This window comes from Streptomyces sp. NBC_01788, assembly GCF_035917575.1.
Taxonomy (GTDB): Bacteria; Actinomycetota; Actinomycetes; order Streptomycetales; family Streptomycetaceae; genus Streptomyces.
Genome location: NZ_CP109090.1, coordinates 7,639,374 through 7,658,812, shown reverse-complemented (window position 1 = coordinate 7,658,812; position 19,439 = coordinate 7,639,374). Strand labels below are relative to the sequence as shown.

Genomic DNA, 19,439 nt, shown 5'->3' with positions numbered 1-19,439 from the left:
TGCCATCGGTGCCCGCCCGGGTGCTACGTTCCCGTCCATGAGCTCCAGCACTGCCGCGTCCCGCCGCGGTGAGAAGGCGCGGTCGGCGGCCGGGCGGCCACCCATGCGGGAGGCCCTCGTGGGGGCGGCGTTCCGGCTGTTCCTGGAGCGCGGCTACGAACAGACCACCGTCGACGACATCGTGGCGCTCGCCGGGGTCGGACGGCGGTCCTTCTTCCGCTACTTCCCCTCCAAGGAGGACGTGGTCTTCCCCGACCACGAGCGGTGTCTGGCCGACATGACGACCTTCCTCGCCGCCGGCGGCGACGAGGACGAGCCCGTGCGGCGGGCCTGCGACGCGGCCCGGCTGGTCCTGCGGATGTACGCGGAGAACCCGGCGTTCTCCGTCCAGCGCTACCGGATCACCAAGCGCGTACCGGGGCTGCGGGCCTACGAGTTGTCGGTGGTGTGGCGCTACGAGCGCGCGCTGGCCGGATATCTGCGGGCCCGGTTCGCGGGGCGGCGCGACGGGACCCTGCGGGCGGACGTGATCGCGGCGGCCGTGGTGGCGGCGCACAACAACGCCCTGCGCACGTGGCTGCGTTCGGACGGCCTCGGCGACGCGGGCGCCGCGGTGGACCACGCGCTGAACCATGTGCAGACCGCCTTCCGCGACCCGGCCGCCCCTCGCGCCGAACGGGCGCCCGGGGCGGCGCGGGACGACGTGGTCGTCGTGGTCGCACGGCGCGGAGCGCCCCTGTGGCAGGTGGTGCGGGAGGTCGAGACGGCGCTCGCGGAGGGCCGTCCGCCCGGGAGTTGAGGGCAATCAAGGGTACGCAGTGCATTTACGAGTGACACCCAGTGCCATACTCTGTGGCCGTGCACGGTGGCGCGACCCACCGCGCACGTGCGTGCCCGGGTACGCCGCGCACGCGGGATTCCGGCCCAGCGCAGGGAGTTGACCAGCGTGTACTACCTCTCAGGCAACACCGTTCCCCGGGCGGCCGGCACCACGACCGGCCTTCTCGCGCCCACGGCCCGCGACACGCAGGCCCTGTACTTCCAGCGCTGCACGTGGTGCGGCACGGCCGTGTACCACCGGCTGCTGTGCCCCGTCTGCCGGGGCAGCGACCTGCGCACCGAGCGCAGCGCGGGGACGGGCACGGTCCGCCACTCCACGGTGGTGAACCGCAACTCCCCCGCCGCGCGCAATGTTTCGCTGGTCGAGATGAGCGAGGGCTTCGTCGTACGGGGCCGGGTCATGGGACCGCCCATCGGCATCCACGGCGGGGACCGGGTGCGGCTGTCCACGGCGAAGGACCCGGTGCGCGGCGAGCCGGTGTTCCAGCTGGTCGACGAGCCCTACGGCGCCTGGAGCTGACGGACGGCACCTGGAGTGGAGGTGGCCGGCGGTCAGCCGCCCGCGACCTCCGAGCGATCCCGCTCCCGCGCACCGCCGGCGGCGAGGACCGGCCGGTCGTGTTCCCCGGCTCCGCGCGCGACGGCGGCGAGCGTCAGCACGGCGCATCCGGCGTAGACGCAGCCGGGCCAGGCGAGCAGCGCCGGATAGGCGCCGGGGTGGACCTCGTGGTCCTCGGCGCCGATCAGGGCGGGCACCACGCGGGCCACGGTGACCACGGCCCACAACCCGAGCGTGACCCGGCTGAGCGGGCGGCCGCGAAGGGGGCCGTGGGCCAGCCAGATCATGGCGGGCAGGCACCAGATCCAGTGGTGGCTCCACGAGACGGGGCTCACCAGCAGCCCGTACAGCTCCACGGCGACCAGCACGCCGAGCAGGTCGTGCCGTCGCAGGCCCGCGCGCAGGGCACCGACCAGCGCCACCGTCACCAGGGCGAGCACGGCCCAGAGGACCATGGTGGCGGTGGCGTCCTGACCGAGCAGTCGGGCGACGGCCCCGCGCAGTGACTGGTTGCGCACCGACCAGACGGGGCCGACCCTGCCGGTGTCCGTGACGAGCGTGGACCAGTAGCGGGCTGACTCGCGCGGGGCGATGCCCCAGGCGAGCGCGGTCGCCAGGGCCGCGGTCGCGACCGCCCACGCGGCGGCCCGCCACTGCCGGGTCGCCAGCAGGTACAGACCGCCGACGGCCGGGGTCAGCTTCACCGCCGCCGCCAGGCCCACCCCCGCTCCCCTGCCCGGCGCGGCGCGCGGCACGGCAAGACCCCACAGGACCACGGCTCCCAGCAGCAGGTTGACCTGGCCCTGGTCGAGGGTGTGGCGCACGGGTTCCAGCCACAGCCCGGCGGCTGCCCAGAGCAGCGCCTGCCGCCGGCCCCGGACGCCCGGGCGCGGGCCCAGCAGCCGCACCGCGCACACGGCGACGACGACCAGGGCCGCCACGGACAGCGTCTGCCAGAGCGCGACCAGTACCGCCCACGGAAGCCGCGACAACGGCAGGAACACCAGCGCGGCGAAGGGCGGGTAGGTGAACGGCAACCGCGGGATGGGCGGGGTGGTGAGCAGCGCGTAGTCGTACAGACCGCCGGAGAGCACGTGCGGCGCGGCCTCGCGGTAGACGCGCAGGTCCAGCGGATGCGTCGGGTGGGTGACGACGGCGACGACGTGCACCGCCACGGAGGCGGCCAGACACCAGCCCGCATGACCGGTGAGCCACTGTCCGATCAGCCGACACCTGACCCGGCCCCCCTGGCTCCTGGCCCAGATCCCCTTCACCGCACCCGCCCCGTCGTCTCGCAGCGCCTCGCACACCTGAGCCATTCGTCCGGTTCGACCCGGCATGACCCGAACGGCAGACGTTAGTGCAGCGGGTACCGCGAACGGCGGCTGCCACGCGGCCGGAGGGCGACGCGGATTCCGGCGGTTCCCCCCGGTCGCGGATCCGTTGACCCCTCGCGTGGCCGGCAGCCCCTGGGACGGGGGTGAGGGTGGGAGACTCGGGCTGTGTTCCGGGACGACGAGGACGGGGGCGGGCGGATGGCGCGGGACGGGGTACGGGAGGTCGCCTGTGACGAGTCGGGGTCGGACGGCGAGAACCTCATCGACGGCAACACCGACGTCTTCGCGCACGCCAGTGTGCTGCTCCCGGTGGAGTCCGCGGCCGGGTGCGTGCAGGAGATACGGCACCGGATCCGCTCGCCCGCGGAGGAGTACAAGGCCAACCACCTGCTGCGGGAGAAGCACCGGGCGGTACTGGAGTGGGTGCTCTCCCCCGCCGGGCCGATGTACGGGCACGCCCGCGTGGACCTCACCGAGAAGGCGTTCTTCGTGGTGGACCGGGCCCTTGACGTGCTGCTCGGGGACGCGGCCGGGGCGGACGCCCTGTACAGGGCGGGGCGCGAGGCCCTCGGCGCGGACGGCTGGCGGCGGTTCCTGCGGGCGGCCAACCGGCTGCTGCGGGCCAGAAGCGACGCGGATCCCGCGGACCCGGTGGACGCCTTCTTCACCGACGTCCAGGAGCTGCGGCGGGCGGCGGCGTGGGAGGCTTCCGAACCGGCCGCGGCGGTCCTGGAACGGCTGGCGGGCAGCCGTGAGCGCGCCGAGGCCTACCGGGCCCGGGTCGCCGCGGGCCCGCCCCTGATCCCCGTGCTCAACCCGCTGCTGCCCGCGATCGTGCGGACGGCCGCGCTGTGGAGCGCGCCGGGCATCGCCGTGCGGCTCGTGCACGACCGGCAGAACATGCTCACCCCCGACCGTGTCGACTGGCTCCTGCGGACGGCCCGGCAGCAGGGGGTGGCCCTGGACGGCGTGGAACTCGTCCACTCACGGAGCGATCCTCGGGTGCAGCTCGCCGACTTCCTCGCCGGCGTCGCCCGCAAGCTCGCCTCCGACGAGCTGAACGGGTACGGCGACCCGGTGCTCACCGCGCTGCTGCGCCCCTATATCGGTGCGGCCTCCGTCTGGGGGGACGCCCCGAGCTGGGCCCGCCTCAATCCGTTCCCGGACGGCCCCGGCCCCGAGCCGCGGGCCGGATCGGGGGCGCGGCTGCCCTGTTGAGCGGGCCCGCCCGAGGAAGATCACCCGGGCGCTGAACACGACCGCGCCGCGCCACGTATGGAGAAGGGGCGCTCAACGACCGTAGCGCTCCGCGGTGTTGAGGCCGCGCGTTCGGGTTCGGGAGCCATGCATGGGGCACGCACGACGACGGGTCGTCCGGCGGGTGACACGGCTGACGGCCGTCGCGGGACTCCTCCTGGGAGGAGCGATGGTCGCGCAGGCGGCGATGGCGAGCGAGCCTCCCGCCGCGGCGCGCGGCACCGCGGGGCCGGCCGACACGCCCGGCACGTCCGGCGCCGCCCTGGTGGCCCGGCTGGGCGCCTCCCGCACGGCGGGCAGCTGGATCGGCTCCGACGGGCGTCCGGTGGTCGCCGTGACCGACGACCGGGCGGCCGCGGAGGTGCGGCGGGCGGGCGCCGAGGCGAAGATCGTGCGGCACAGCATGAACGAGCTGAAGGCGGCCACCACGACGCTGCGCGCGGCGCCCCGGGTGACCGGCACGGCCTGGGTGATGGACTACCGCGCCAACCAGGTGACGGTCGAGGGCGACAGCACGGTCTCCGCCGCCGACTGGGCCCGGATGACCGAGGTCGCGAGCAGGATCGGCGGCTTTGTGCGCATGGAGCGCACCAAGGGCACCTTCACCACCCGTCTCAACGGGGCGCAGCCCATCCTGTCGACCGGCGGGCGCTGCTCGGCGGGTTTCAACGTGACCGACGGGCGGAGCGACTACATCCTCACCGCGGGCCACTGCGGGCCCAACGGTTCCATCTGGTTCGCCGACGGCCAGGGCGATCAGCAGCTCGGCAGGACGGTCGCCGGTTCCTTCCCCGGCGGTGACTTCTCGCTGGTGCGGTACGACTCCGGCAGTGCGGGCCCGGGCGCCGACGTGGTGGCGATCGGCGGCGGCAACGGCGTAAGGATCACGGGAGCGGGCGATCCGGCCGTGGGTCAGCGGGTGTTCCGCAGCGGCAGCACGAGCGGGCTGCGCGACGGCGAGGTGACCGGCCTGGGCGCGACCGTGAACTACCCGGAGGGCACCGTCACCGGCCTCATCCGGACCTCGGTGTGCGCGGAGCCGGGCGACAGCGGCGGTCCGCTGTTCTCCGAGGGCATCGCCCTGGGGGTGACCTCGGGCGGCAGCGGCGACTGCACGACGGGCGGCACGACGTTCTTCCAGCCGGTCACCAAGGCGCTCTCCGCCCTCGATGTGCGGCTGATCGTGTCCGAGGCGCGGCTGGGCACCGGGCCGAGCACGCAGCCGTCCGCCGCGGCGACCCACAGCGCCATCGCGCCGGGCGCGGCCTCCCCCGGCTCCTCGGCACCGGTGACCGGCATCCCGGACGGGACCGCACTGCTCTCCCGGTTGTCGGACCCGCAGAACGTCGGGCCCGGCCTTCTGGTCATGGGCGGCAGTCTGATCGCCCTGGTGGCCACCCGCTGGATCCGTGCGGAACGGGACCGGAAGGCCTACCAGAGGTACTACTCGGCGACGTGGAGCTGATGAAGGGCGTGGACGGCGGGTGGCCGCGGCCGGACCGAAGACGGAGGTCGGAGGACGGGGCCGGCTCAGGCCGCCCTCGCGGAGTGCGGGGCGGCCGCGGCCCACTCCATCACCAGGCGCTGGTACTCCTCGCGCTGTTCGGTGGTCAGTATCCCGCCCGACCTGAGCCACAGCGCCCGGATCTCCTCGTTGACCTCCGCGGCCGATCGCTCGGATGCGGGTTCAACACTGGTGGACATGCCGTGAAGCATATGCCGCCCGACGTGAAGGCGCTGTGAATAAGTGCGAGCGATACGGACATATCAGACCGTGTTGCTCATCACGTCAATTCCGCAGGTCAGGAACCCGGCTTGCGGCCGTAGACGAAGACGTTGCTGCCCTTCTTCAGCAGCGACCAGTACTTCTTGGCGTCCTTCGTCGTCATGTTCACGCAGCCGTGCGAGCCCGGCGGGTTCCACATGCTCAGACCGACGGAGTGGAAGGCCTGGCCGCCGTCGAAGAACTGGCTGTAGGGCATCCGCACGTTGTAGAGGGTCGAGTAGTGGTCGACGTCCCGCCAGTAGATCTTCTTCAGTCCGGTGCGGGTCGCGTACCCCTTGCGTCCCGTGCGCACCGGGACCGGCCCGTAGACGAGCCGGCTGCCGTCCTGGATCCAGCTGAGCTGGAGGGTGAGGTCGACGCAGGCGATACGGCCCTTGTTGACCGGGCACTTGCCGCTCTTGTTGGGCTTCTTGCCCACGGCCTTCTGCTTGTTCATGAGGTCCATCACGCCCCAGGTGACGGAACCCGCGTAGCCGATGTTCGGCGTGATGCCGTGCTTGTTCTGGAAGGCCTGTATGGCCTTGCAGTCGGCGGCCGACTGCCGTCCGTCCACCGGCCGCCCGAGGAACTTCTCCACCTTCTTCTGGTACGGCCCCGCCTGCGTCGTGCAACTCGCCGCCTGCGCCGGTGCGGTACCGAGCGCGAGTGTGAGTGGCGCCACCAGTCCCGTGACGCCCAGTACGACCGCTCCCCGCCTGCCGATGTCTCTCATGACGGCCCTGCCCCTCGGTGCGTTCCGGCACTTCCCGACACCTAGACCCGTGGCGGGGCACATCGGTTGCGGAGCTTCGCGCACCGAGACGAAACGGTGACAACTGGCCGTCAGTTCGGGCCGGGGCAGGGCGCCTTCAGGTGTCGGCCTCCTCCCGCTCCTCCTGAACGGCAGCGCGGAAAGCGGTGTTGACCGCGGTGAGGCCGCCGTCGACGGTCAGGGTGGTGCCGGTGATCCAGGCCGCGTCGCGGGAGGCGAGGAAGGCCACCGCGGCGGCGATGTCCTCCGGTTCCCCGACCCGGCCCAGCGGGTACAGGTCGCGGACCCGGTCGAGTTCGGCCTCCCGTCCCTCCCAGGCCGAGGTGCGGACCGTGCCCGGCACCACCAGGTTGACGCGGACCCCGCGGGCGGCGGCGTGTCCGGCGAGGGTGCGGGTGAGCGAGGCCAGCCCCGCCTTGGCCGCGCTGTAGCCGTGGTTGCCGAAGTCCTGGACGCCGTTGACCGAGCCGATGCTGACGATCACTCCCCTGCCGGCCGCCGCCAGGTGGGGCAGGGCGGCGCGGCAGCAGCGGTAGGCGCCGGTCAGGGTGACGTCGAGGTCGCGGGCCCACACCGCTTCCGGGTCGTCCTCGAACAGCGGGGTGTCGGGCGTGCAGTGCGCCGCGCAGTTGACCAGGACGTCGAGGGATCCGAAGGTACGGACGGCCAGTTCCACCGCCGCCGGGACGGCGTCCCGGTCCGCGACGTCCAACTCATGTGCCCGCGCGGTGAGTCCGCGTTCGCGCAGCGCCGCCGCCGTCCGCTCCGCCACGTCCCCGTCCACGTCGGTGACCAGGACCCCGGCCCCCTCCTCCGCCAGCCTGCGCGCGGTGGCCGCGCCGATGCCCCGGCCCGCGCCGGTGATGAGAACCCCGTACCCGTCGAATCGCCCGCTGTCCGTCATGCGCCGAACCTACTGCCCCTCGACCGCCTTGCGGGCCGTCAGGGCGCGGTCGGATGAGGCGCGTTCGGCGGCACCCCGTCAGCGGTAGCCGGTCGGATCGGCAGGCCGGCCCGCGTCCTGGACCTCGACGAGGTAGCGCCAGGCGTCGGGGCGGCTGCCGTCGAGGTCGGTGAAGCCGTAGACCCGGGCGAGGCCGCCGCTGGACAGGGACCGGCCGTTCCAGCGGGCCACCTCCGGGTCCGCGGCCAGGGCGGCCACGGCGCGGCCCGCGAAGCGCGGGGTCTCGGAGATGGCGAAGTGCGGGACGTTCTCCAGGGCGTCGCGCCAGTTGTCCTCCCGGACCCCGAAGTGGTCGAGCATCAGCTCCGAGCGCAGCCAGCCGGGGGTGAGGGCCACCGCGGTGGCGCCGCGCGGGCCGAGTTCGTGGCCGAGCGCGAAGGCCATGCGCAGGACGGACGCCTTGGCGAGGTCGTAGAAGAAGTTCACGCGGTAGGTGTCCCCGTTGTACTCGGCCGTGCCGTCGGTCATCTCCACGACCAGACCGCCGGGGTGACGGAGCATCAGCGGCAGGGCGTGGTGGCTGGTGATCGCGTGCGTCTCCACCGCGAGCCGGAGCAGCCGCAGTCCCTTGTCGAGATCGTGCTCCCACACCGGGGTGTCCCAGGCGAAGAGGTGCTCCGCGCCCCAGATGTCGTTGACGAGGACGTCGAGCCGGCCCTGCTCACGAGCGATACGGTCCACGAGGGCGCGGACCTGGTCGGGCTCCAGGTGGTCGGCCGGTACGGCGATGCCGTGGCCGCCGGCCCCGGTGACCAGGTCGGCGGTGTCCTCGATGGTCTCGGGGCGGTCGTACTCCGAGCGGCGGGCTCGGGTGGTGCGTCCGGTGACGTAGACGGTGGCGCCGGCCGCGCCGAGTTCGACCGCGATTCCCCGGCCGGCTCCCCGCGTCGCCCCCGCGACCAGCGCGACCTTGCCTTCCAATGGGCCCGGCATGTTTGACCTCCCGATGTGTTCCGCGTCGATGCCGTGGTCGAGGGTGCCGGGGAAACCGGACATCTTCTGTCGCCTTTCGGGCGCGCGTTCTGCGGTCTGTCCGGGCGCGGAAAAGCCGGGGACGCGGAACGGGCCGTACGAGCGCCTCTCGGTCTCGTACGGCCCGTTCTCTCCGGGTCGGGGGCTCCCGGTCCGGTCCTGCCCTCGTCAGTGCCCGCGGGCGATCCACTCCTGCAGGTGCGGGGCCTCGGCGCCGATGGTGGTCGGGTCGCCGTGGCCGGTGAGGACCTTCGTCTCGGGCGGCAGCGCCAGCAGGCGGTCGCGGATCGAGTCGATGATCGTCGGGAAATGCGAGTAGGAACGCCCGGTGGCGCCGGGACCGCCCTGGAAGAGCGTGTCGCCGGTGAAGACCACGCCGAGTCCCGGGTCGTACAGGCAGATCGCGCCCGGTGCGTGGCCGGGCGTGTGCAGGACCTTCAGGTCGGCGCCGGCCGCCTCGATGACCTGGCCGTCGACGAGGTGCTCGTCGGGGTCCCGGTTCGGGTGGGTCATCTTCCACAGCGGCAGGTCGTCGGCGTGCAGCCAGATCGTCGCGCCGGTGAGGTCGGCGAGCGCCGGGGCCACGTTGACGTGGTCGTTGTGGGCGTGGGTGCACACGATGGCGGTCAGCCGGCGGTCGCCGACCGCCGCGGCGATGGCCTCGGCGTCGTGGGCGGCGTCGATGACGACGGCCTCATGGTCGTCGCCGACGATCCACACGTTGTTGTCGACGTCCCAGGTGCCACCGTCGAGGGTGAACTGCCCGGAGGTGACGAGGCGTTCGATACGGGCGGCCATCAGAGCACCACCACCGAGCGCAGCACGTCGCCCTGGTGCATCCGCTCGAACGCCTTCTCCACCTCGTCCAGTTGGATGGTCTCGGTGACGAACTTGTCCAGCGGCAGGCGCCCTTGCAGGTGCAGGTCGATGAGCATGGGGAAGTCCCGGGAGGGCAGGCAGTCGCCGTACCAGCTCGACTTCAGCGCGCCGCCGCGTCCGAAGACGTCGAGCAGCGGCAGTTCCAGCTTCATCTCCGGAGTCGGCACGCCGACCAGGACGACCGTGCCGGCCAGGTCGCGGGCGTAGAACGCCTGCTGGTACGTCTCGGGGCGGCCGACCGCCTCGATGACGACGTCGGCGCCGAAGCCGCCGGTCAGCTCGCGGATGGCCTCGACCGGGTCGTTGTCCTTGGAGTTGACCGTGTGCGTGGCGCCCATGGTGCGGGCGGTCTCGAGCTTGCGGTCGTCGATGTCGACGGCGATGACCTTCGCCGCGCCCGCCAGATACGCCCCGGCGATCGCCGCGTCGCCGACGCCGCCGCAGCCGATGACGGCGACCGAGTCGCCGCGGCCGACGCCGCCGGTGTTGATCGCCGCGCCGATGCCGGCCATCACGCCGCAGCCCAGCAGTCCGGCCACCGCCGGGGAGACCGACGGGTCGACCTTGGTGCACTGACCGGCCGCCACCAGGGTCTTCTCGGCGAACGCGCCGATCCCGAGCGCCGGGGAGAGTTCGGTGCCGTCGGTCAGGGTCATGCGCTGGCGCGCGTTGTGGGTGTCGAAGCAGTACCAGGGCCGTCCGCGCAGACAGGCGCGGCACTTGCCGCAGACGGCCCGCCAGTTGAGGATGACGAAGTCGCCGGGCGCGACATCGGTGACGTCGTCGCCGACCGACTCCACGACACCCGCGGCCTCGTGGCCGAGCAGGAACGGGAACTCGTCGTTGATTCCGCCCTGCTTGTAGTGCAGGTCGGTGTGGCAGACGCCGCAGGCCTGGATCCGCACGACGGCCTCTCCCGGCCCCGGGTCCGGCACGACGATCGTCTCGACCCGCACCGGTTCGTTCTTGCCGGGTGCGATCACGCCGCGCACTTCCTGCGCCATGGTGGTGGTCCCTTCCGTCGAGCGGTGTACGTCCCTCGACCCTACGTCCGACTGATCGGTAAGGGGCACCGAGGGGGGCCTCTGATCTGCGGGGACTGGTGAGCGAAGCGCGAAGGCCGGGCCCGCGGGGCGGTGGATCGGTGCTGGATGGCGAGCGCGACGGCGGCGGCGACGCGTCGAGTGCGCGTCATGCCCGGAGGAACGCCGTCCGGGCCCGCCGGACACGGGACCGCGGGCGCGCTCACCCGTCAGGCGCAGCGCCCGGACCGCGTTTGCCGTGCCTGCCGGGGCGGAGGAGCCTCGAACTGTGAGGCCCGTCGCGGCCCGCTCCTCCCTTGGGCCGCGGGCCCTCGTAGGAGGTCATCATGTCCAGTTCGGCAACCCCCGCCTTCGACACCGGTACGCTCCGGCGCGGCATCGAAGGAGACACTGCGGACACGCTGCTGTCGCTCTACACGGACGACGCGGAGATCCGCATCGTGGACCACAACACCCAGCCCAGCAGCCCCAAGGTCCTGCACGGCAGGGACGAGATCGGCACGATGCTCGAGAACGTCTACGGCCGCGACATGACGCACCGGCTGGAGCAGTGCGTCGTGCAGGGCGACCATGCCGCGTACGTGGAGTCCTGCCAGTACGCGGACGGCGTCCGTGTCCTCGCGGAGTCGATGGTGTCGCTGCGCGACGGCAGGATCGTCGAACAGATCCTGATCCAGGCATGGGACGAATAGGCAGGAGGGCCGCGCGGTTCCAGGTCAGCTCGCGGCTGACCTGGACCTTCTCGGCCCGCGCCGGCGTGGGCCGGTCCCGCTCCGCCCGGTCCCGTCTGGCGTCCGCCGCTCTGGTGCGGTCGCTGCTGCGGGCGGCACGGCCTCGTCCGGGCCGCAGCCCTGTGGCGGCGCGGGCTCTTCGACCGCGGCGGGCCGTACCGGTCAGGGTGCGTCGGGGCCGTGACTGGCGCTGAGGTGGCGCACCACCGGGGAGCGTTGGGTCCCCTCCGCGTGTCGCCGGGCCTCGCCGGGGCCGACGCAGCAACGGCCGGCGGGTGAAGCCGCGGCACGGGGGCCGGAGCAGGGCACGGGGGCCGGAGCAGGGCACGGGGGCCGGAGCAGGGCACGGGGGCCGGAGCAGGGCACGGGGGCCGGAGCAGGGCACGGGGGCCGGAGCAGGGCACGGGGGCCGGAGCGGGCGCGAGGCCGGAGCGGGCGCGAGGCCGGAGCGGGCGCGAGGCCGGAGCGGGCGCGAGGCCGGAGCGGGCGCGAGGCCGGAGCGGGCGCGAGGCCGGAGCGGGCGCGAGGCCGGAGCGGGCGCGAGGCCGGAGCGGGCGCGAGGCCGGAGCGGGCGCGAGGCCGGAGCGGGCGCGAGGCCGGAGCGGGCGCGAGGCCGGAGCGGGCGCGAGGCCGGAGCGGGCGCGAGGCCGGAGCGGGCGCGAGGCCGGAGCGGGGGTGAGGCCGGAGCGGGGGTGAGGGCATCGACACCCCTCGGGTCGTTCACGGGCGGCGGGCGGGGGCGCGGCCATACTGGCCGACGTGCGCGTAGCGATCATGACGGCGGGATCCCGGGGCGACGTCGCGCCCTTCACCGGACTGGGGCACGGCCTGGCTCTCGCGGGTCATGAGGTCACCCTGGTCACGCACGGATGCTTCGAACCGCTGGTCGAGGGCGCGGGCCTCGGCTTCCACCCGCTGCCGGTGGACCCGCGGGCGGAGTTGGAGTCCTCACGCGGCCGGGGCCTGCACCGCAGCGCGACCGGCACGGGCAAGATGCTGCGGGCCGTGAGTCTGGTACGGACGGCCATCGACCAGATGACGGACGACCTGATCGCGGCGGCCGAGAAGAGCGACGTCCTGCTGCTCGCCGGCTCGCTCGGGCCGGTCGGGCACGCCATCGCCGAGGCGCTGCGCCTGCCCAGTCTGGGCGCCCATCTGCAACCTCTCTCCCCCACAAGGGAGTTCGCCCCTCCGCTGCTGGGCGGCGGACACTGGGGCGCGGCTGCGAACCGGCTGGCCGGGCACGGTGTGAACCTGGCCGTGGAGCGGGTCTTCTCGGCGGCCGTCCCCGCCGTACGGGCCCGGCTGGGGCTGCCACCCGCCCGCGCCGGCACCGGGCGGCGCATCCGCCGGGGGCAGCGCCGGCCGGTCTACCACGGCTTCAGCCCGCTCGTGGTGCCGAGGCCCCACGACTGGCGCAGCACGCTGCACGTGTGCGGGTACTGGTGGCCGTACGACCGCTACACCCAACTCCCCGACGGCCTGTGGGACTTCCTCGACGCGGGCCCTCCGCCGGTCTACGTGGGCCTGGGCAGCGCCACCGTGCCCGATCCGGGGCGGCTCAGCGACACCATCGTGCGCGCGCTGCGCCGGGCCGGACTGCGCGGTGTGGTCCAGCGGGGCTGGGCGGGGCTGGAGGCGTCGGGCGAGGACATGCTGACCATCGGCGAGGTGCCGCACTCGGCCCTGTTCCCGCGGCTGGCGGGCGTGGTGCACCACGCCGGGGCGGGCACGACCGCGGCCGGACTGCGGGCCGGTGTCCCCGCGGTGCCGGTGCCGGTCCAGTTCGACGAGGGCTTCTGGGCGGACCGTCTCGTCGGGCTCGGCGTGGCCCCCTGCTCGGTCCCGCTGCGCACCCTCACGACGGACAACCTCGCCGCCGCGCTGGTCCGCGCCACCCGGGACGACGGCCACCGGGACCGGGCGCGAACCCTGGGCACCCGAATCCGCGGGGAAAACGGCTTGGCCCCCGTACTGGAAGCGGTCGAACGCCTGTCCCGTTAGGACCGCCGGCCACCCTGGCCCGACGAAGACCACGTGCCTGGCGTCGCGGCCCGCCGCCGCACTCGCCGCCGGTCAGGCGTGGACATAGAGTGACGTACACCACACGATTGACCACATTTCCCCCACCCACGCCCACACGGTCACTGGAGGGAACATGACCCATATCTCGGTCACGGTGGACGGCACGGTCTACGAGGACGAGGTGGAGCCGCGTCTTCTGCTGGTCCACTACCTGCGCGAGCGTCTCGGGCTGACCGGCACCCCGATCGGCTGCGACACCTCGAACTGCGGGACCTGCACGGTCGAGCTGGACGGCGCGAGCGTCAAGAGCTGCACGGTGCTGGCCGTCCAGGCGGACGGCGGCGAGGTGACCACGGTCCAGGGACTGGCCAGGGACGGCGAGTGGACGGAGCTGCAGCGCGCGTTCCACGAGCGGCACGCGCTGCAGTGCGGCTACTGCACCCCCGGGATGATCATGGCTGCGCGCGATCTGCTGCGCGAGAACCCCCACCCGGACTCCGACGAGGTGCGCAAGGCGCTGGAGGGCAACCTCTGCCGGTGCACCGGCTATCAGAACATCGTCCGCGCGGTGCTCGCCGTCGCCGAGGGGGAGACGGCCTCCGGCGAGCGGACCGGTTCCGCCCAGGAGGTGACGGCATGACCGGCCAGGCCGTCGAACGCGAGGTCGGCAGGGCCCGGCTCCGCAAGGAGGACGCCCGGCTGATCACCGGGCAGACCAACTGGACCGACAACATCACCGTCACCGGACTGCTGCACCTGGCCATCCTGCGCAGCCCCATGGCGCACGCCCGCATCGAACGGATCGACGTCTCCCCCGCCCTGGAACGGCCCGGCGTCGTCGCCGCGTTCAGCGGCCGCGAGCTCGCCGGGGGGCTGGGTTCGCTGCCCTGCGCCTGGCCGGTCACCGAGGACATGGTGCTGCCCGACCACCCGCCGGTCGCGGTCGACGAGGTGCGCCACGCCGGCGACCCGGTCGCGGTCGTGGTGGCCCGCGACCGGTACGCGGCGGCCGACGCGCTGGAGGCGATCGAGGTCGACTACGAGCCCCTGCCGCCGGTCCTGGACCTGGAGGAGGCGCTCGCCGAGGACGCCCCGCTGGTCCACGCCGACAAGGGCACCAACCGCGCCTATGTGTGGCCGTTCAGGACCGGTGAGGACTTCGAGGCCCTCAGGCAGCGCGCCGACGTCGTGCTCAAGCGCCGCTACCGGCAGCAGCGCCTGATCCCCAACGCCATGGAGCCGCGCGCGGTCGTCGTCACCCCGCTCGCCGCCTCCGGGGAGTTCACGGTGTACTCGGCGACGCAGATCCCGCACATCCTGCGGATCATGCTCTCCGTGGTCACCGGAGTGCCTGAGCACAAGCTGCGGGTGGTCGCGCCCGACGTCGGCGGCGGCTTCGGCTCCAAGCTCCAGGTGTACGGCGAGGAGGCCATCGCGGTCGAGGTCGCGCGCCGGCTGGGACGGCCGGTGAAGTGGACCGAGTCCCGCTCCGAGGGCTATCTGGCCACCCACCACGGCCGCGGCATGATCCAGGACATCGAGATCGCCGCGACCCGTGAGGGCCGGCTGCTCGGGCTCAAGGTCGACCTGCTCGCCGACATGGGCGCCTACCTGATGCTGGTCACCCCCGGCATCCCGATCCTGGGCGCCTTCATGTACCCGGCGATCTACAAGATGGACGCCTACGAGTTCAACTGCACCGGCGTGTTCACCACCCGCACCCCGACCGACGCCTACCGCGGCGCCGGGCGCCCGGAGGCCACGTACGCCATCGAACGGGCCATGGACGAACTCGCCGCCGAGGTCGGGCTCGACCCGGTGGAGGTGCGGCGGCGGAACTGGATCCGGCACGAGGAGTTCCCCTACACCTCGATCGCGGGGCTGACCTACGACAGCGGGAACTACGAGGCGGCGACCGAGAAGGCGCTCGCCCTGTTCGGGTACGACGGCCTGCGCGCCGAGCAGCAGAAGCGCAACGAGCGCGGGGACGCCGTACGCCTGGGCATCGGCGTGTCGACGTACACGGAGATGTGCGGGCTGGCGCCCAGCCGGGTGCTGAGGGATCTCAGGTACTCGGCCGGCGGCTGGGAGGCGGCGAGCATCCGCATGCTGCCCACCGGCAAGGTCGAGGTGGTCACCGGCACCAGCCCGCACGGACAGGGGCACGTGACCTGCTGGAGCCAGATCGCCGCGGACGTGCTGGGCGTGCCGTTCGAGGACGTCGAGGTGCTGCACGGCGACACCCTGGCGGCCCCGCAGGGCATGGACACCTACGGTTCGCGCTCGCTGGTCGTGGGCGGGTCAGCGGTGCACCGGGCCGCGGAGAAGGTGGTGGACAAGGCGCGGAGGGTCGCCGCGCACCTGCTGGAGGCCAGCGAGGACGACCTGGAGTTCAAGGGCGGCGTGTTCTCGGTGAAGGGCTCGCCGGAGGCGCGCAGGACCATCCAGGAGGTCGCCTTCGAGACGTTCACCTCGCACGACGTGCCCGACGGCATGGAACCCACCCTCAACTCCGAGTACCTGCTCGACCCGGAGAACTTCTCCTACCCGCACGGCACCCACCTGTGCGCGGTCGAGGTCGACACCGAGACCGGGCAGACCCGTATCCGCTCCTACGTCTGCGTGGACGACGTGGGCCGGGTGATCAACCCGGTGATCGTCGAGGGGCAGGTGCACGGCGGACTGGCCCAGGGCATCGCGCAGGCACTGTACGAGGAGGCCGTCTACGACGCGGAGGGCAACCTCGTCTCCGGCACGATGGCCGACTACCTGGTGCCGTCGGCGGCGGACCTGCCCGACTTCGTGACCGACCGGACGGAGACGCCCGCGGTCTCCAATCCGCTCGGCGCCAAGGGCGTCGGCGAGGCGGGCACCATCGCCTCGACGCCCGCCGTCGTCAACGCGATCGTCGACGCGCTGCGCCCGCTGGGCGTGCACGACGTGCAGATGCCGTGCACCCCCGAGCGGGTGTGGGAGGCCGTGCGGTCCGCGCAGGGGCAGTCGGCACCGAAGGAGGCCTCGGCATGATTCCCCCCGCATTCGACTACGCCCGCCCGACCAGTCTCGGCGAGGCCGTGCGCACGCTCGCCGACGCGGGCGAGGAGGCGAAGGTGCTGGCCGGCGGGCAGAGCCTGCTGCCGCTGCTGAGGCTGCGGCTGGCCTTCCCCGAACTCGTCGTCGACATCGGGCGGATCCCCGAACTGCGCGGAGTCCGCGAGGACGGCGGCACGCTCGCCATCGGCGCGCTGACCACCCACCACGACGTCGTCCACGACCCCCTGGTGCGGCGGCACGCGGGCCTGCTGGCCCAGGCCACCGAGACGGTCGCCGATCCCGCCGTACGGCACCGGGGCACCCTCGGCGGTTCGCTCGCGCACGCCGACCCGGCCGGGGACCTGCCCGCGGTGGCGCTGGCGCTGGACGCCGAACTGGTCGCCGAGGGGCCCGGCGGGCGGCGTACGATCCCGGCGCGCGAGTTCTTCGCCGACTATCTGCAGACCGCGCTGGCCCCCGACGAGCTGCTGGTGGAGGTGCGGGTGCCCAAGCGGGAGGGCTGGGGCTACCGGTACGAGAAGTTCCACCGGGTGGCGCAGTCCTGGGCCATGGTCGGCGTCGCCGCGCTGGTGCGGCGCGACGACGGCCGCATCGCGGAGACGCGGATCGGCCTGACCAACATGGGCGCGACCCCGCTGCGGGCCGCGGCGGCGGAGGAGGCACTGACCGGTGCCGGGGACGCCGACGCGGTGGCGCGGGCGGCCCGGTCGGCGGCGGAGGGCACCCGGCCCTCGCGGGACGCGTCGGCCTCGCCCGAGTACCGGGCGCATCTCGCGCGGGTGCTGACCAAGCGGGCGGTTCTGGCCGCCGCCGGGATGGGGTGAGCGCCGATCACTTCCATGGACAGCCCCGAGCAGGTGCGTTCCTGTCTGGAGCGGACCGGCTACCTCGTCGACGACGGGCTCGCCGTCGCCTGCTTCCTGGCGCTGCGGCTGCACCGGCCGGTCTTCTGCGAGGGCGACGCGGGCGTCGGCAAGACGGCGCTCGCCTCCGCCCTCGCCGAGGTGCTCGGCGCGCCGCTGATCCGGCTCCAGTGCCATGAGGGCATCGACGCCTCCCAGGCACTGTACGACTGGGACTTCCCGCGCCAGCTGCTGCATCTGCGGGCCGCCGAGGCCGCCGGAGTCAGGGACGCGGAGCGGCTGGAGCGCGAGCTGTACGACCGGCGGTTCCTGGTCGCCCGGCCGCTGCTGCGGGCTCTGCAGACGCAGCCGTCGGTGCTGCTGGTCGACGAGATCGACCGGGCCGACGACGAGTTCGAGGCGTTCCTGCTGGAGGTGCTGTCGGAGTTCCAGGTGACGATTCCGGAGCTGGGCACGTTGCGGGCGGAGGTTCCGCCGGTGGTCGTGCTGACCTCCAACCGCACCCGCGAGGTGCACGACGCGCTCAAGCGGAGGTGTCTGTACCACTGGTTCGACCATCCCGGTTTCGGCCGCGAACTCGCCATCGTCCGGCGCAGGTTGCCGCAGGTGTCGGCGCGGCTCGCGGAACAGGTGACCGCGCTGGTGCAGGCCCTGCGCGCCGAGGACCTGCTCAAGCCGCCCGGCGTGGCCGAGACCCTGGACTGGGCCCGCGCCCTGGACGCCCTCGGCGCGAACGAGGTCGACGCGGAACTGGCGGTGTCCACCCTGGGCTCGGTCCTGAAGTACCGCGAGGACACGGACCGCGCCCGCGGCCTGGACTTCGCAACGGTCCTCGCGGGCCGGGGGACATGATCACCATGACCGGGGAACACCCCTCCACGACGGACGCCCGGCACGGCGCGGACGCCGGCGCGAGCGGTCGCGGCGAAGGCTGCGGTCCGGCTGGGTCCGACGAGCGCAGCAACGCGCCCGGCCCGCCGGAGCAGCCGCCCGGCAGCGCCGCCGCCTTGGGGATCCCCGCCGCCCAGAGCGGGAGCGCAGGGCACGGTGCCCACATCGCGACGAGCGGTCGCGATGAAGGCCGTGGGCCGGCTGGGTCCGACGAGCGCAGCAACGCGCCCGGCCCGCCGGAGCGGCCGCCCGGCAGCGCCGCCGGCATGGACGTTCCCACCGCACAGAGCGGCAGCGCAGGGCACGGCGGGCGCGGTGAAGGCCGTGGGGCCGGTGGGCCCGGTGGCGATGCCGCGCTGCTGGGTTTCGCTCGGGCGCTGCGGGCTGCCGGGGTCGCGGCGAGCGCCGAGCGGGTACACGCCTTCCTGCGCGCGGTGGACGCCCTGCGCCCCGGTTTGCGGGCGGACGTGTACTGGGCGGGTCGGGTGACGCTGTGCGGGGACCGGGACGATCTGGAGCGCTACGAGCGGGTGTTCGCCGCGTACTTCGGCACCGACGGGACGCCGGCCCGGCCGGCCCGGGCCGTTCCCCCGCCCCGGCCGCGGCTGGTCCTGCGTGAGGCGCCCGCGGGGTCGCGTGCCGGGCCGCCCGGAGAGGAGCCGCAGGGCCCGCCCACCGCCTCGATCGCCAGCTCCGCCGAGGTGCTGCGCCACCGCGACGTGGCCGAGCTCGACCCCGCCGAACGCGCGCAGGTGCGCCGGCTGCTCGCCGCGTTCGCGCTGCGCGGGCAGCCGCGGCGCACCGCGCGACGCCGGCCGGCCCGGCGCGGGTCCGTCGACCCGCACCGCACCGTGCGGGAACTGCTCCGGCTGGGCGGCGAGCCCGCACTGCTGCGGCGGCACGCGCGGGCGGAGCGGCCGCGGCGGGTGGTGCTGCTGGTCGACGTCAGCGGATCCATGGGGCCCTACGCCGACGCCCTGCTGCGTTTCGCGCACGCCGCCGCCCGGGGCCGCCGTACGGAGGTGTTCACCATCGGCACCCGGCTGACCCGGGTCACCCGGGAGCTGTCCCACCGCGACCCGGATCTGGCCATGGCCGCGGTCGCCGAGGCCGTACCCGACTGGCGCGGGGGCACCCGCCTGGGTGAGCTGCTGCGGGAGTTCCTGGACCGCTGGGGCCAGCGGGGCATGGCGCGCGGTGCCGTCGTGGTGCTGCTGTCCGACGGGTGGGAGCGCGGCGACCCGCGCCTGCTCGCCGCCCAGATGCGCCGTCTGCACCGGCTCGCGCACCGGGTGGTCTGGTCCAATCCCCGCAAGGCGCGCCCCGGTTACGCGCCGCTGGCCGCCGGCATGGCGGCGGCGCTGCCCAGCGTGGACGACTTCGTCGAGGGGCACAGCCTGGCCGCGCTGGAGCGTCTGGCGGCGGTGGTGCAGGGCGCCGGCACGGACGCGGCCGGCGAGCTGCCGGGGTTGTCGGAGAGGAGCTGA

18 protein-coding genes are annotated in these 19,439 nt (G+C 73.8%); 11 read left to right on the top strand and 7 right to left on the bottom strand.

From position 1 onward, the window contains the following. The first annotated feature begins 37 nt into the window (after positions 1–37). Positions 38–799 carry a TetR family transcriptional regulator gene (locus OIE49_RS34070; protein ID WP_326805653.1) on the top strand — a complete coding sequence of 254 codons (762 nt, stop codon included), beginning with the start codon at positions 38–40 and terminating at the stop codon, positions 797–799. 147 nt (positions 800–946) lie between these two features. Further along, positions 947–1,360, top strand: coding sequence for a Zn-ribbon domain-containing OB-fold protein (locus OIE49_RS34065; protein WP_326805652.1), 414 nt, complete (start codon positions 947–949; stop codon positions 1,358–1,360). A 32-nt stretch (positions 1,361–1,392) separates the two neighbouring features. Here OIE49_RS34065 and OIE49_RS34060 read toward each other — a convergent pair whose 3' ends face one another. Continuing rightward, complete coding sequence (locus OIE49_RS34060; RefSeq protein WP_326805651.1) at positions 1,393–2,739, bottom strand: glycosyltransferase 87 family protein; 1,347 nt, start codon at positions 2,737–2,739, stop codon at positions 1,393–1,395. A 195-nt stretch (positions 2,740–2,934) separates the two neighbouring features. Here OIE49_RS34060 and OIE49_RS34055 point away from each other — a divergent pair, with 195 nt between their 5' ends. Then, positions 2,935–3,954, top strand: coding sequence for a DUF3800 domain-containing protein (locus tag OIE49_RS34055; protein ID WP_326806408.1), 1,020 nt, complete (start codon positions 2,935–2,937; stop codon positions 3,952–3,954). 130 nt (positions 3,955–4,084) lie between these two features. Continuing rightward, on the top strand, positions 4,085–5,458 hold the full coding sequence (locus OIE49_RS34050; protein ID WP_326805650.1) for a S1 family peptidase: 1,374 nt from the start codon (positions 4,085–4,087) through the stop codon (positions 5,456–5,458). 65 nt (positions 5,459–5,523) lie between these two features. Here the strand turns inward: OIE49_RS34050 and OIE49_RS34045 are convergent, their stop codons facing one another. The 6 genes from OIE49_RS34045 to OIE49_RS34020 all read right to left on the bottom strand — a co-directional run bounded on the left by OIE49_RS34045 (position 5,524) and on the right by OIE49_RS34020 (position 10,349). Then, positions 5,524–5,709: a hypothetical protein gene (locus OIE49_RS34045; RefSeq protein ID WP_326805649.1), complete on the bottom strand. Its 186-nt coding sequence runs from the start codon at positions 5,707–5,709 to the stop codon at positions 5,524–5,526. A gap of 86 nt (positions 5,710–5,795) precedes the next feature. Further along, positions 5,796–6,491 (bottom strand): L,D-transpeptidase family protein, encoded by a 696-nt coding sequence (locus OIE49_RS34040; RefSeq protein ID WP_326805648.1) that lies wholly within the window; start codon positions 6,489–6,491, stop codon positions 5,796–5,798. A gap of 136 nt (positions 6,492–6,627) precedes the next feature. Further along, positions 6,628–7,434 (bottom strand): SDR family NAD(P)-dependent oxidoreductase, encoded by an 807-nt coding sequence (locus tag OIE49_RS34035; protein ID WP_326805647.1) that lies wholly within the window; start codon positions 7,432–7,434, stop codon positions 6,628–6,630. Between the two features lie 78 nt (positions 7,435–7,512). Next, a complete protein-coding gene (locus OIE49_RS34030; protein ID WP_326806407.1) occupies positions 7,513–8,427 on the bottom strand; it encodes an SDR family oxidoreductase in 915 nt (304 codons plus the stop codon). A gap of 207 nt (positions 8,428–8,634) precedes the next feature. Further along, a complete protein-coding gene (locus tag OIE49_RS34025; protein WP_326805646.1) occupies positions 8,635–9,264 on the bottom strand; it encodes an MBL fold metallo-hydrolase in 630 nt (209 codons plus the stop codon). Beyond that, positions 9,264–10,349, bottom strand: coding sequence for an S-(hydroxymethyl)mycothiol dehydrogenase (locus OIE49_RS34020; RefSeq protein WP_326805645.1), 1,086 nt, complete (start codon positions 10,347–10,349; stop codon positions 9,264–9,266). Before OIE49_RS34020 ends, OIE49_RS34025 begins: the two co-directional genes overlap by 1 nt. A 365-nt stretch (positions 10,350–10,714) precedes the next feature. Between OIE49_RS34020 and OIE49_RS34015 the strand changes: the two genes are divergently transcribed. From OIE49_RS34015 to OIE49_RS33985, 7 genes are all read left to right on the top strand, one after another. Beyond that, the gene (locus tag OIE49_RS34015; protein WP_100571412.1) at positions 10,715–11,080 is read left to right on the top strand and encodes a nuclear transport factor 2 family protein; all 366 of its coding nucleotides are present in this window, start codon (positions 10,715–10,717) and stop codon (positions 11,078–11,080) included. An 813-nt stretch (positions 11,081–11,893) separates the two neighbouring features. Then, positions 11,894–13,123: a glycosyltransferase gene (locus tag OIE49_RS34010; RefSeq protein WP_326806406.1), complete on the top strand. Its 1,230-nt coding sequence runs from the start codon at positions 11,894–11,896 to the stop codon at positions 13,121–13,123. Positions 13,124–13,277: 154 nt separating this feature from the next. After that, positions 13,278–13,784: a (2Fe-2S)-binding protein gene (locus OIE49_RS34005; protein WP_100571410.1), complete on the top strand. Its 507-nt coding sequence runs from the start codon at positions 13,278–13,280 to the stop codon at positions 13,782–13,784. After that, positions 13,781–16,171 (top strand): xanthine dehydrogenase family protein molybdopterin-binding subunit, encoded by a 2,391-nt coding sequence (locus tag OIE49_RS34000; RefSeq protein ID WP_326805644.1) that lies wholly within the window; start codon positions 13,781–13,783, stop codon positions 16,169–16,171. Before OIE49_RS34005 ends, OIE49_RS34000 begins: the two co-directional genes overlap by 4 nt. Then, complete coding sequence (locus OIE49_RS33995; RefSeq protein ID WP_100571408.1) at positions 16,168–17,022, top strand: FAD binding domain-containing protein; 855 nt, start codon at positions 16,168–16,170, stop codon at positions 17,020–17,022. Before OIE49_RS34000 ends, OIE49_RS33995 begins: the two co-directional genes overlap by 4 nt. A gap of 15 nt (positions 17,023–17,037) precedes the next feature. Beyond that, positions 17,038–17,913 (top strand): AAA family ATPase, encoded by an 876-nt coding sequence (locus tag OIE49_RS33990; protein WP_100571407.1) that lies wholly within the window; start codon positions 17,038–17,040, stop codon positions 17,911–17,913. A 305-nt stretch (positions 17,914–18,218) separates the two neighbouring features. Beyond that, positions 18,219–19,439, top strand: coding sequence for a vWA domain-containing protein (locus tag OIE49_RS33985; protein WP_326806405.1), 1,221 nt, complete (start codon positions 18,219–18,221; stop codon positions 19,437–19,439).